This is a genomic window from Caballeronia mineralivorans PML1(12) (genome assembly GCF_001028175.1).
Classification (GTDB): domain Bacteria; phylum Pseudomonadota; class Gammaproteobacteria; order Burkholderiales; family Burkholderiaceae; genus Caballeronia; species Caballeronia mineralivorans.
Genome location: NZ_AEJF01000084.1, coordinates 1 through 13348, shown reverse-complemented (window position 1 = coordinate 13348; position 13348 = coordinate 1). Strand labels below are relative to the sequence as shown.

Below are 13348 nucleotides of genomic sequence, written 5' to 3'. Positions count from 1 at the left end.
ATGACTGACTTGACCCATCGCGGCCAGACGCTGTTGCAGGAACTGGACGGCTTCTCGATCGAAGTCGATGAAAAACGCGAGCGCGCCGACATCATTTTGCATCGCCCGCCGTTCAACGTCATTGCGATGTACGCACGCGACCAGTTGCGTGCGGCATTCGAAGCGCTCGACGAGGACGATCGCGTGCGTGTGATCGTGGTCCGAGCTAACGGCGAGCATTTTTCGAGCGGCGGCGACATCAAGGGTTTCCTTGAAGCATCGCCGGAACATGTGTCGAAGCTTGCGTGGAATATCGCGGCGCCCGCGCGTTGCTCGAAGCCGGTGATTGCCGCGAATCGCGGCTTCTGTTTCGGAGTGGGTTTCGAGTTGTCGCTGGCGTGCGATTTTCGCATCGCGACCGATACCACCTTCTACGCACTGCCGGAACAGAAACTTGGCCAGATTCCGGGCTCAGGCGGATCGGCGCGCTTGCAGCAGATGGTGGGTATTGGCAGGACCAAGGACATTGTGATGCGCTCGCGCCGGATCCCCGGCAAGCAGGCGTACGAATGGGGCATCGCGGTGGAGTGTGTCGCGGATGCGCAGCTCGAAGCCACGACCGATGCACTCGTCGATGAACTGCGTGCGTTCTCGCCGCTCGCGCAACGCACCGCAAAGAAGCTGCTCAACGACACGGAAGATGCGCCGCTCTCGATCGCGATCGAACTTGAAGGGCATTGTTATAGCCGGCTGCGCACATCGGACGATTTCCGCGAAGGCGTGGAAGCGTTTCACGGCAAACGCAAGCCGGTGTTTCGCGGCAGTTGAACGTTGCACCAGGCAATACAAGAGCACGAAACTTCAACGTGCCTATAAACACGGCGCTGATCGACTGACGGCGCCGCGACCTTCAAGGAGATATAAATGTCCGTAACAACTCAGGAAAGCGCCGCCGCGCCCGAAGTAAACACGCGACAGGTTATGGGTGCTGTGGTGGCCTCGTGCCTGGGTTGGGCACTCGATCTATTCGATCTGTTCGTGCTGTTGTATGTTGCGCCCGTGGTCGGCCGGCTGTTCTTCCCATCCGAGCACGCCATGCTTTCGCTGGCGGCGGTATACGCGTCGTTCGCGGTGACCTTGCTGATGCGTCCGCTCGGTTCCGCGTGGTTCGGTTCCTACGCGGACCGTCACGGACGCAAGGGCGCAATGATCCTCGCGGTGGTCGGCGTGGGGATATCGACGGCGCTCTTCGGTGTCTTGCCGACGGTCGCGCAGGTCGGACTCGTTGCGCCAATCCTGTTCCTCATGCTGCGGCTGGTGCAGGGCGTGTTCGTGGGCGGCGTGGTTGCGTCCACGCATACCATCGGGACGGAATCGGTTGCGCCGAAATATCGCGGGGCGGTTTCAGGCTTGATCGGTGGCGGCGGTGCGGGCCTCGGCGCGTTGCTCGCTTCCATCGTATTCCTGACGATGTCGTCAATCTTCCCGGGCGAGCTCTTCGACGTCTGGGGCTGGCGTTGCATGTTCTTCACCGGGATCATCAGTTCGGTGCTCGGGCTGTTCGTGTTCAATAGCCTCGAAGAGTCGCCGCTGTGGAAAAAGCTCGCGGCGGAGAAGGCCGCGAAGGCGGTGAACCGCGATCCGTCCGTGCCGGTTGAAGTGATCCGCTCGCCGATCAAGACGCTGTTTTCGTCGGACTATCGCGGCATCCTGTTGGTCAACTTGCTGCTCACCATTGGCGGTGGCAGCGGTTATTACCTGACCTCGGGTTATCTGCCGACCTTTCTCAAAGTGGTCAGCCACGCGCCCAACGGCGCGGCTGCGGCCATCCTGATGACGGCAAGCGTGGGGGTGCTGCTTGCGTCGGTTGCAGCGGGGCATCTGAGCACGTTCATTGGGCGCAAGAGCGCGTTTATCTGGATCGGACTAGTGCGCCTGATCGCGCTGCCGGCGCTGTTCCTGCTGTTGCCCACGGCGCAAAGCATCACCATGATCGGCGTCTACGCGGTCGTGTTGAGCGCACTGGGCAGCGCGGGTTATGCGCCTATCCTGATCTTCCTGAACGAGCGTTTTCCGACCGCGATTCGCGCAACGGGGACGGGGCTTTCGTGGAATATCGGTTTTGCTATCGGCGGCATGATGCCCACCGCCGTCTCGCTGGTGGCGAAGGACGCGAGCGAGTTGCCGATGACGCTTGCGATCTTCGTCGGCGTGATCAGCGTGATCTTTCTCGCGGGGGCGTTCATCGTGCCGGAGACGTTGGGCAAGCTTGAAAATCGCTCGGCGCGTGCAGGCTGAACGTCAGGGGTTACGAGGGCGTGGCTCTCGTGGTCACGCGACGGATGTTGTCGGTGATGATTTCAATGAGCGCATTCGTCGCGGCGCCGATCGGCCGCTTCGGATGACTTACGCACACTATATGCCGCACGATTCCCGGAGACACGATGCGGTACGCGCGCAATACACCGTCGTCCACTTTCCGTTGGACGACGACACGCGGCAGGATCGTAGCCACGTTGCTCTGTTCGACGAACTGCACGATCGTGTTCAGGAGGTCGATTTCAAACTTCGGCTTGATCACGATGTCCGCGTTGAGAAGCGCGGCATCCAGCACGCCGCGCAAGCCGTTGCGACGCGTGGGCAGCACGAGCTCCAGATCGCCAAGTTCAGCCAGGTCGATGGTCTCCGGCATCGGCCGTCCGTGGATGGCGCTCGTGACCAGCACCATCTCTTCGTCGAGCAAGGAGCGCGTATCCAGCGAAAGGCGGCCGCGCGGCTTGTTGATGACCGCGGCATCCAGGCGGCCGGCCTCGACCGCGTCGATCAGTTGTGCGCTGAAGCCGTCGGCCACCGACACTTCCACTTGCGGAAACATTGTGTTGAAGGTGGCAAGCGACTCGGGCAGCACGCTTTCCGCTTCCGACGACACCATGCCGAGCGCCACGCGCCCGGTGACGATTACGTCGCTGCGGCTCAGTTGCTCGCGCGCGTGCTCGATGTCGCGAATGATCGGCACGTAGAGCCGGTACATCAGGCGCGCGGCTTCGGTCGGCGTCATGCCGTGCGGTCCGCGCTCGAACAGCGGCTGATGAAGCTCGGCTTCGAGCTTCGAAATCTGCATGCTGAGCGCAGGCTGCACGATGTTGAGCCGCTTCGCCGCGCGCGTGACCGAGCCGTCTTCGAACAGCGCGATGAAATAGTGAATCTGCTTCAAATCCATGAGGCCGGCCTGATCCAAAGGGGGAATGAGACCACAACCACTCGCCCGATGCCAGCGCGTTCGAGGTCGCGATGGAGGTGCGGACGATGCAAGGGATTACCCCTACCGATGTTAGTGGAATGCTTGTATATCGTATTTTTACGAAATATACTTCGGCACATCGCGATTCTGCTTATTTCCACAACCGTTTTCATGGATATCGACGCCATTCACAAGGCCCTGGCCAACCCGGTCCGACGAGAGATTCTCGTGTGGCTCAAGGAGCCGGAAGCCTACTTCAGCGAACAGGCGTTTCCGCTCGCGAGTGGCGTGTGCGCGGGTCAGATCGACGCGCGTTGCGGCATGTCACAGTCCACGGTCTCGGCTCACCTGGCGACGCTTCACAAGGCGGGTCTGGTGACGTCGAAACGGGTCGGGCAGTGGATATTTTTCAAGCGCGACGAAGCAGTCATCAAGGAGTTTCTCGATCAGCTTCGTAACGGTCTCTGACGCGTTCGGCTTGTTTCCATCGTATTTTGGTTGCTGGATTTCCTTTCAACCTATTTAGGAATACTTTCAAATGCCCAATCTTTTCGACCCGCTCAAAGCAGGTGCTTTTAATCTTCGCAACCGCATCATCATGGCGCCGCTGACGCGTCAGCGCGCAGGTGTTGAGCGTGTGCCGAATGCATTGATGGCGCAGTATTACGCGGACCGTTCAGCAGCCGGCATGATCCTGAGCGAAGCAACCTCCGTGACGCCGCAAGGCGTGGGTTACGCCGAAACGCCGGGGATCTGGTCGGACGAGCAGGTCGAAGGCTGGAAGCTCGTGACGAAGGCGGTCCATGACGCGGGCGGCACGATCCTGCTGCAACTGTGGCACGTCGGGCGTATCTCGGATCCAGTCTTCCTCAATGGCGACCTGCCGGTTGCACCGAGCGCGATCGCAGCACAAGGGCATGTGAGCCTGGTGCGGCCGCAGCGCGAATATGTGACGCCACGGGCACTCGAGCTCGACGAGATCACAGGCGTGGTTGCAGCATTCCGCAAGGGTGCCGAGAACGCGAAGCGCGCTGGTTTCGACGGCGTTGAAGTGCATGGCGCAAACGGCTATCTGCTCGACCAGTTCCTGCAGGACAGCACGAACAAGCGCACGGACATCTATGGCGGCCCGATTGAAAACCGTGCGCGCCTGATGCTTGAAGTCGTCGATGCGTGTATTGAAGTATGGGGCGCCGATCGCGTTGGCATGCACCTCGCGCCGCGTGCCGATTCGCACACAATGGGCGATAGCGATCGCGCAGCAACGTTTGGTTATGTCGCACGTGAGTTGGGCAAGCGCAAGATCGCTTTCATCGCTGCACGGGAACGCGTTGGCGAGGATTCGATCGGACCGCAGTTGAAGAAGGCCTTCGGCGGGGTGTATATCGCGAACGAAAAATTCACCAAGGAAAGCGCTCAGGCAGCGCTCGACCGAGGTGACGCGGACGCCGTCGCGTGGGGGCAGTTGTTTATCGCTAATCCGGATCTTGTGAAACGCTTCGAAAGCGATGCTGCCTTGAATGCGCCGATCAGCGAGACGTTCTACGCTCGCGGCGCAGAAGGGTATACCGACTATCCGACGCTCGAGACGATGGACTAAGCATCAGGGTTTTGCTTTGGCAGCCGGTGGCTCTATATGGAGTCACCGGCTGTTTTGTTTTTAGCGCCTGACATAAGCATCAGGACAAGCAGGTTTTCAAATACTGATTGCGGCGAAGGGCTAGGCAACACGGATCGGGTCTCGTAACTATTCTGTTATGTTCCTGTTCAGGATGTAATCGCCTTCGCGCGCGGTTCTCCACGTTGTTGCGATTAGTAATGAGACTGCAACATCCAGTCGCTTAAAGTCCGTTTTATTACATTCGCCGTTGCCGTTGCCAGCAAACGCCTACCAGCGCAAGCCCCACGGGAAAACATAAAGCGATTGCGTTTGAAGTTTTCTCCCCTAGACTAATAACTCGCGATCTCGCGGATAGTGCCTGGATTATTTCGATGCCTAGAATAAACATGCTCATAATGTATAAAGAAGTCGATCATGTATTTCCAGCATTGTTGCGAAATTCAATTGAAATGGAGCAGGCGGATTCGTTGATAACAGGTCGCGACCGAAGACGCATAATCCGAAAATTCATTGCCGCTTTTTCCCAAAGAGACTGACGTTTTTCCCACAACGTCGCTCTTTCAAGCAGTCGATCATTTCTGGAGGTGTTGGATGGCAAAATCTACAAAGGCGGGCTCGCAGGAGCAATCCAAGATCGCGGCGCTCAGCCCGTTCGAACTCAAGGACGAGTTGATCAAGGCCGCCGGCGGCGGAGCGGTCGAGCGGCCCGCAAACGCGGCAATGCTGAATGCAGGCCGGGGCAACCCCAACTTCCTCGCAACCGTTCCGCGCCACGGCTTCTGGCAACTCGGCCTCTTCGCCATGCGCGAGTCGGAGCGCTCGTTTGCCCACATGCCCGAAGGGCTGGGCGGCTTTCCGAAGCACGAGGGACTGGAAGAGCGCTTTGAAATATTTGCGCGTGACAACAAGGGCGTTCCCGGCATCGACTTCCTGCGTGGCGCGCTGTCGTATGTCCGCGATCAGCTCGGCCTTAACGGCGGCGAATTCCTGTATGAAATGTGCGAGGGTATTCTCGCCTCGAACTATCCGGTGCCGGACCGGATGCTGAAGTTGTCGGAAGTGATCGTGGCGCAGTACCTGAGGAAGGAGATGATCGGCAAGCACCCGTTCATCGGTGACTTCCATGTCTTCGCGACCGAAGGCGGCACTGCCGCAATGACCTACATCTTCAATACGATGCGTGAGAATCACCTGATCAAACCGGGTGACACCATCGCGCTAGGCTCGCCTATTTTCACGCCATATATAGAAATCCCGACGCTTAACGACTACCAGTTGAACGTGGTCAATCTCGACGCCGACGTGGAGCGGGGCTGGCAATATTCGAAGCAGGAACTGGACAAGCTGCGCGATCCGAAAGTGAAGGCGTTTTTCCTTGTGAACCCGAGCAATCCGCCTTCGGTCAAGATCGATACCGAAAGCCTGGAGTACATCGCCGCGATCGTGAAAGAGCGGCCGGACCTGATCCTGCTCACCGACGACGTGTACGGCACCTTCGCCGACGACTTTGTGTCGCTGTTCGCGCTGTGCCCGAAGAACACCATCCTCGTGTACTCGTATTCGAAGTACTTCGGTGCGACCGGCTGGCGGCTCGGCACGATCGCGATGCACCGCGAGAATGTGATCGACGAACTGATCCGCAAGCTGCCGTCGGAACAACGCCATGAGCTGCACGAGCGTTATGAATCCATCACCACGGAGCCGGAGAACCTCAAGTTCATCGACCGCCTGGTGGCCGACAGCCGTACCGTCGCACTGAATCATACTGCAGGCCTCTCCACGCCCCAGCAGGTGCAGATGGTGCTGTTCTCGCTCTTCTCGCTGATGGACACCCCCGAAGCCTACAAGAACGCGCTCAAGCGCCTGATTCGCGGCCGCAAGGAGGCGTTGTATCGGGAGATAGGGATTTCGTTCGACGACAGCGACGTGAACCAGGTCGACTACTACACCATCATCGACCTCGAGTTCCTCGGCAATCGTGCGTATGGGCCGGAGTTCGTGGCGTGGCTCTTCGAGAACACAGAGCCGTCCGAGCTGCTGTTCCGGCTCGCGAAGGAAGCGCGGGTCGTGCTCTTGCCGGGACGCGGCTTCGGCACGCAACACCCATCGGGTCGCGTGTCGCTCGCCAACCTCAACGAGAGCGACTACAAGGCGATCGGCCGCGCGATGCGCAAGCTGATGGTGGAATACGTAGAGCGTTATAACGCGGCGACCGGCAAGTCGCTCGATATAAACAAGGTGCTCTGAGACAGCAACGGCGCTTCGAAAGAAGCATTCGAACGAGCCTCAAACAAAAAACGGGCCACTGGAAACAGCGGCCCGTTTTATCATCAAACGCCTGCTTTAGAACTTGTGGCGAATACCCACGCGTGCGGCGATCTGATTGCTCGTACCGTTGCCCGACGTGCCGAAGTAGCTCGTGCTCGAACCGATCTGCGCCTGCACAGGGGTGGTTCCATTCTTACCCGACGCGTGTTGATAGATACCCAGCAAGTAGACATCGGTACGCTTGCTCAGCGCATAGTCCGCGCTTGCGTCGACCTGTTGCCACTTGCCTTGGGCCGAATCGGTCAGCTTCATATACGTGTAGCCGAGGCCGCCGGTAAGAGCCGGCGTGAACGCATACTTGCCGCCAATTTCATACGCGTTGAACTTCGACGTTGCGCCCGTGATTGATTCAAAGCGCGTGTTGGTCCAGAGGCCGAACACCGTTGCAGCAGCAAACTTGTAGCTTGCGCCAACGCCGAACGTGCGCAGATCCTTCGAGCCGCCTGTCGACACGTTCGCGATGCTCGTGCTGAACGCCGGCGTAGCGGAACCCGGGAAGTGGATGTCCGTATAAGCCGCGCCGATACCGAACGGGCCCGTGGCGTAGTTCACGCCGAAGCTGTAAGCGCGCGACGTACCTTGCGTCGTCACGCCTGCCGTGGTCGTGGTCGGCGAGCCGGAGAACGCGCCAGCCTGGTTCGAGAAGCCGTACATACCGCCGAACGTCACGCCGCTGAAGTTCGCGCTGCTGAACTTGATCGAGTTGTTGATACGGCTCGACGTGAGCTGGTCGACGTCGTTGATGTGGTACGCGTAGTTGCCCGCAACCGTCTGGCCGCCGATCGAATACGAACCGCCGAGGTAGTCGGTCGAGAACGAGTATTGCCGGCCGAGGGTGACCGAGCCGATGTCCGTCTTCGAAATCCCCACGTACGCTTGCCGGCCGAATTCCGCGCCGCCTTGGCCAAGCGTGCCGTTGCCGCTGTTGAAGCCGTTCTCCAACGTGAAGATCGCCTTCAGGCCGCCGCCCAGGTCTTCCGCGCCGCGCAGGCCCCAACGGCTGCCTTGTGCCACGCCGTCGTCATACTTGAAATTCTTCGAGCTGCCGGTCGTGCCGACGGCGCTGTGGTTCACATAGCTGATACCTGCGTCGATAAGGCCATAGAGCGTGACGGTGCTTTGAGCTTGAGCAGAAGTAGCCGATGCGGCGAATGCCGCCATTGCAGAAGTGGCGAGCAGTGTTTTACGGTTCAAAACGTTCTCCCTAAGCGTGGGTGTGATTAAGTGATGCACGGCGTCGGGCTCTGACGGCCCATGGCTCGCGACGGGCGGACTTTAGCGAACAGGTGTGTAAGGTATATGACAGTTGTTTTTAAGCGACGGCTACAAGATATTTCTTCCAGCGCGTGTGGCTAGCGTTATCAGCGAACGAACTAGCTGATGAAAAATGCCCGTCCACCGGGTCATGCAGAGCCGTTGCGCTATGCTGGCGACTCTTCATCTTCTAGCTAAGGACGATGCGATGAGCGAGAGCGTGATTGCGGAACTGGAAGGGCGGTTGCGGAAGGCCATGCTGGCATCGGACGTGGATGTGCTCGACGCGCTGCTCGCCGACGACCTCACATTCGTCGATGCAACAGGCAAGGTGTGGAGCAAGGCCGACGATTTGAACGCGCACCGCTACGGGGTACAGCGAATCGAGCGGCTGGAGATCAAGGAACAGACGGTACGCGTGTATGAGAAGAGCGCGGTGACGCTCACGCATGCCTCGCTGAGCGGCCAATTCGGTGGCGTACCGCTCTCAGGCAACCTCCGCTACACGCGCATGTGGGTCGAGACCGAAAGCGGCTGGCGGATCGTGGCTGCCCACTGCAGCGTGCTAGCCTTTTGAGGGTGGTTCGCCGCCTGGCGACGCACCCTGCGGCTTCGCCGGTTGTTCCTCGACGGTAGCCGGAATCACGCTGCTTACCGGCTGTGATTCATCCACAGTGGTACGGCCGCCGTCCGTGAAGAACGCCTTTTCGGCGGCCTTGTTCAATACGAGAATGCTGATGCGCCGGTTGGTCGGTTCGTCGGCGACTGCTTTGTTCAGCGGCAATACATCGGCTAGTCCGCGTACTTGCAGGATCTTGCCTTCGCTCATGCCGCCCGCAATCAATGCGCGGCGTGCAGCGTTGGCGCGTTCGCTCGACAACTCCCAGTTCGAATAACCTGCCTCACCGCCGGAGTAGGGCACGGCGTCCGTGTGCCCGGCGATGGACACGCGGTTGTCCACGTCGTTCAGCGATGCCCCGATCTGCGAGAGGATGGTCACCACATAAGCTTCGAGCTTCGCGCTGCCCGAGGCGAACATGGGACGCTTGAGCGAATCCACGATCTCGATACGCAAGCCTTCGCTCGTGATGTCGATACGAATCTGATCCTTATAAGCGCGCAGCGCCGGCGTGTGTTCGATCAGCGCGCTGAGCTTTTGCTTGAGCTGCTGCAGGCGCTGCATGTCGTCTTCGGCTGCCGCGGCGGCAGCCCGTACAGGAGTCTTAGGCAGCGGCTGAGGCTGGCTCTTGGTCGCTTCGCCGGGACGGGAACTGGAGAGATCGCGGCCGCCGCCGTCGATCACGCTCGTGCGTGCAGCACCGCTGCCGTCCTTGCCGCCGAAGATCGTCGAGAGGGGCGTGTTGAAGTAGTCTTCAATACCCTGCTTGTCGTACTTCGAGGTCGAGCCGAGCAGCCACATGAGCAGGAAAAACGCCATCATGGCCGTGACGAAGTCGGCGTAGGCGATCTTCCACGCACCGCCATGATGGCCGCCGTGCCCGGATTTCTTCTTGCGGCGCACGATAACGGTCGGTGACAGGACCGACTGCATGGGGTCGCGATTGGGGGAGTCAGCCATGAGCGAACCTCGTACTAAGCGGCGTAATGTGCGCCGGGTGGTTGGGGCTCGTCACGCCGACTTCGGCTGCTTGGTGGCGCGGACGGCGTCGTCGAGTTCCTTGAAGGTCGGACGATCGGCGGTGAACAGCACCTTGCGGCCGAACTCGACGGCGATGGCTGGTGCATAGCCGTTCATTGACGCAAGCAGTACGGACTTCACGCACTGGAACGGCTTGGCTTCCGCCTGGCCTTTCGCGGTCAGCAGATCGGCGAGCGGCCCGAAGAAACCATACGAGAGCAGGATGCCGAGAAACGTGCCGACCAGCGCGCCCGCGATCATTTCGCCGAGTATGGCGGGCGCGGCGCCGACCGAGCCCATGGTGTGCACGACACCCATCACCGCAGCGACAATACCGAACGCGGGCAGGCCGTCGGCCATCTTCTGGATTGCGCCGGCCGCCAATGACGTTTCCGCATGATGCGTCTCGAGCTCTTCGTCCATCAGGTCCTGCATCTCAAGTGCGTTGATGTTGCCGCTCGACATCATGCGCAGATAGTCGACAATAAATTCCAATAGATGGTGATCGTTCAGCACGTGTTCGTACTTCTTGAACGTCGGGCTGTTCTCCGGTGCTTCCACATCGACTTCGAGCGCCATCATGCCTTCCTTGCGCGCCTTCTGAAGCAGCTCGTACAACAGCGCGATGAGTTGCACATACTTGTCCTTCGAATAGCCACCTGCCTTGAACGCGCTAGGGATGACCTTGAGGGTCTTCTTGAGCGTAGCAACTGGATTCGAAACGACGAACGCACCAACCGCCGCGCCGAAGATGCACAACAGTTCGAAGGGTTGGAACAGTGCCTTCAGATGGCCGCCTACACCCATGAAGCTTCCGATCACTGACCCGATGACCAAGACCCAGCCAATAGCGACAAACATGCTCTCTCCACTTGATTTTTAGTGCTTCCTTTGAATGAAGCTGTCCTAGAGCTTAACGGCAAGCGAATCCGCAGATTTAGGGTAGTGCGGAGGTATCTTTTCTCGATCGATTTACATAACACGGCAAGAATTACTTTCCAAATGGGTGTTGTCTGTGCCGTCGGTGGTGCCGAGTCTTAACGCTTGCATTCATTAGATGCTGTCGCGATGCCACTCGCCGCATTGGTTGGTCGATTCATCTGATCATTGCGCGGCGATGTGAAAAACCGCTAACTCGAACATCCGGTTCTGGTCTCGTCAGACGATTTGAACCGGCGGAAAAAATGCGCTGACGCTCGTCCGTGCATCGGTCCGGTCATTTGTATGGATCGTCGAATTGAACTCAAAAACGGTCATTGTTCGCTTTATTGAATCGTTTATCGAAACCGTAAAGTCTCGCCACGGGGAAAGGACCCGGCACATTACGGAGAAGGCGCAGTGAACACTGTCTTGAGCGCGGCAACCGCCGCCATGATCGCGATGCTGGCAACGGATGTAGCCCACGCACAGGAGGTTTACGTGCACGGCGGGACGCTGGGCGCGGGCATAGGCGCGGCGTATCCCTTCAACTCATGGTCAGGCGTCCACGCGGAAGTGGAGGGCTTCGGCTTCTCGCATTCGTTCACGGCCAGCGGCAACCAGTACGACGGCCATCTGAGCCTGAAGCAAGGCGGTCTCTACCTCGACCTGTTTCCGTTTCCCAATAGCGGTTTTCGCGTCACGGGCGGCGCGTTGATCAACGGCGACGAACTGACCGCGCATGCAGTTCCCAACGCGGACGGCAACTATAAGATCGGCAATGACTACGTGCCGGCCGTTGGCGCGGCGCCGTCGACAACCGTGCGCCTGCCGAGCGTGATGCCGTACCTCGGCGTGGGTTATGGCCACAAACCGGTGTCGAAGGGTCTTGGTTTCATGTTCGACCTTGGCGTGGCCTATGGCCGCCCCCGCGTTTCCTATTCCGTGCCGGCCATCTACAGCCAGCTCACGACGCAGGCGAATATTGATCAGGAGGAGCAAAACATCGCCAATCAAGTAGAGCGGTATCGCTGGTATCCGGTAGTTCAGTTGGGCGTAACGTACCGTTTCTAAGGGCGGTTGCAAGTTCGTCCGAGCTTACAAAATTTGAACCTCTGGCGCGCTCGCAACGGGCGAAGTGCTGACTACGACGCTCTGATTTCTTACCGCACTCCTCAGAAAGAATGCCCGCCTGGGTTAAAGCAGGCGGGCATTCTTTCTAGTGGTTAGCAGTCTCAGGCAACTTCAGGCAACGTCAAACTCAAAGACGCGACTATCACCTGTCATGCAACGAGCGTTCCCGACACGGTCCATGATCTCAATGCTATGCCCCCTTGCTGCATTTGACTGAAACCGGCTTACGCGCGTTATCGCCCTTTGCCCGCTGGCTCTCGACTACCCGTCGTGCCATCACCGCTGCGAACAACAGCAAGGCCACCGATACCCCCGCCGACGCTTTCACGCCCGTCACTATCTGCGCGCTTTCCCCACCCGCCGCGTGACTTGCCAGCGCGCCGAACGCAGCGACACCGATCGCACCGGCCGCTTGCCGCGCGGTGTTCAGCACTGCCGACGCCGTGCCTGCGCGCTCAGGTTCAACGGCGCCCAATACGGCGGTTGTCATCGCGGGAACGCCGAGTCCCATGCCGGTTGGGATCAACAAGAAGGGCAACAGCAATGCGACAACAGGCGTGGACGCGTTGACGAACAGCAGCGCGGCAAAACCTGCTGCATCGACCAATGCGCCGACGATCATCGGCAAACGTGAACCGAAGCGCGCAACGACGACTCCGCTAGCCAGGTTCGACAACAGGAACCCACCTGTAAGCGGCAGGAACGCGATTCCGGCTTCCAGCGGCGTATGGCCGAGCACGCGCTGCAAGTACAAGCTCAGCACGAACACCATTCCGTAGTACGTAAGATTCACGCAGATGCCGAACACGATGGCCGAATTGAACGTGCGATCGCGAAACAGCGCAGGCGCAAGCATGGGTGCGGACGCGCGCCGCTCGATCAGCACGAATCCCGATGCCGCCAGAAGCGCCGCGACAATCCCGCCGATGACCAGCGGATGCATCAGTCCCAGCGGCCGGAGTTCGATCATGGCGCCCACGAAGGCGGTCAGTGCAACGGTCGCGAGCCCTTGCCCAGGCAAGTCGATGCCACGTGCTTTTTTCTCCGGCTTTTTATCGGCGATCCATAGGTACGTCGCCACGATGCCCGCCACGCACAACGGCATGTTGACCCAGAAAATGCTGCGCCAGCCGAACGCCGCTATCAACAGGCCGCCGGCGATCGGCCCCGCGGCAATCGACACCGCGCCCGCTGCCGTCCACAAGCCCACGGCACGGGCCCGCAGCCCGTCGTC

General features: G+C 59.5%; 12 protein-coding genes. 7 read left to right on the top strand and 5 right to left on the bottom strand.

The annotated features are described in order from the left end of the window. Positions 1-807 carry an enoyl-CoA hydratase/isomerase family protein gene (locus EOS_RS12490; protein WP_047846961.1) on the top strand — a complete coding sequence of 269 codons (807 nt, stop codon included), beginning with the start codon at positions 1-3 and terminating at the stop codon, positions 805-807. A 96-nt stretch (positions 808-903) separates the two neighbouring features. Next, positions 904-2277 (top strand): MFS transporter, encoded by a 1374-nt coding sequence (locus EOS_RS12485; RefSeq protein ID WP_047846960.1) that lies wholly within the window; start codon positions 904-906, stop codon positions 2275-2277. A 10-nt stretch (positions 2278-2287) separates the two neighbouring features. Here EOS_RS12485 and EOS_RS12480 read toward each other — a convergent pair whose 3' ends face one another. Beyond that, positions 2288-3199: a LysR family transcriptional regulator gene (locus EOS_RS12480; RefSeq protein WP_047846959.1), complete on the bottom strand. Its 912-nt coding sequence runs from the start codon at positions 3197-3199 to the stop codon at positions 2288-2290. Between the two features lie 192 nt (positions 3200-3391). Here EOS_RS12480 and EOS_RS12475 point away from each other — a divergent pair, with 192 nt between their 5' ends. The 3 genes from EOS_RS12475 (at position 3392) to EOS_RS12465 (ending at position 7088) form a co-directional block, all read left to right on the top strand. Continuing rightward, on the top strand, positions 3392-3688 hold the full coding sequence (locus EOS_RS12475) for an ArsR/SmtB family transcription factor (RefSeq protein WP_047846983.1): 297 nt from the start codon (positions 3392-3394) through the stop codon (positions 3686-3688). A 70-nt stretch (positions 3689-3758) separates the two neighbouring features. After that, positions 3759-4820 (top strand): alkene reductase, encoded by a 1062-nt coding sequence (locus tag EOS_RS12470; RefSeq protein ID WP_047846958.1) that lies wholly within the window; start codon positions 3759-3761, stop codon positions 4818-4820. A gap of 612 nt (positions 4821-5432) precedes the next feature. Next, positions 5433-7088 (top strand): bifunctional aspartate transaminase/aspartate 4-decarboxylase, encoded by a 1656-nt coding sequence (locus tag EOS_RS12465; protein WP_047846957.1) that lies wholly within the window; start codon positions 5433-5435, stop codon positions 7086-7088. Between the two features lie 96 nt (positions 7089-7184). Here EOS_RS12465 and EOS_RS12460 read toward each other — a convergent pair whose 3' ends face one another. Beyond that, positions 7185-8363 (bottom strand): porin, encoded by a 1179-nt coding sequence (locus tag EOS_RS12460; protein WP_047846956.1) that lies wholly within the window; start codon positions 8361-8363, stop codon positions 7185-7187. A gap of 268 nt (positions 8364-8631) precedes the next feature. Here EOS_RS12460 and EOS_RS12455 point away from each other — a divergent pair, with 268 nt between their 5' ends. After that, entirely contained in the window at positions 8632-9000 is a 369-nt protein-coding gene (locus EOS_RS12455; RefSeq protein ID WP_047846955.1) for a nuclear transport factor 2 family protein, read from the top strand. Here the strand turns inward: EOS_RS12455 and motB are convergent. Next, positions 8989-10002 (bottom strand): flagellar motor protein MotB, encoded by a 1014-nt coding sequence (gene motB / locus EOS_RS12450; protein WP_047846954.1) that lies wholly within the window; start codon positions 10000-10002, stop codon positions 8989-8991. The two genes, EOS_RS12455 and motB, sit on opposite strands and share 12 nt — an antisense overlap. A gap of 51 nt (positions 10003-10053) precedes the next feature. Next, positions 10054-10923, bottom strand: coding sequence for a flagellar motor stator protein MotA (gene motA, locus EOS_RS12445; RefSeq protein ID WP_047846953.1), 870 nt, complete (start codon positions 10921-10923; stop codon positions 10054-10056). Positions 10924-11433: 510 nt separating this feature from the next. On the opposite strand from motA, the gene EOS_RS12440 reads away from it, so the two are divergent. Beyond that, on the top strand, positions 11434-12054 hold the full coding sequence (locus EOS_RS12440; protein WP_047846982.1) for a hypothetical protein: 621 nt from the start codon (positions 11434-11436) through the stop codon (positions 12052-12054). A gap of 250 nt (positions 12055-12304) precedes the next feature. Here EOS_RS12440 and EOS_RS12435 read toward each other — a convergent pair. Then, the coding region (locus tag EOS_RS12435) for an MFS transporter (protein WP_047846952.1) at positions 12305-13348 on the bottom strand (1044 nt) is incomplete at its 5' end.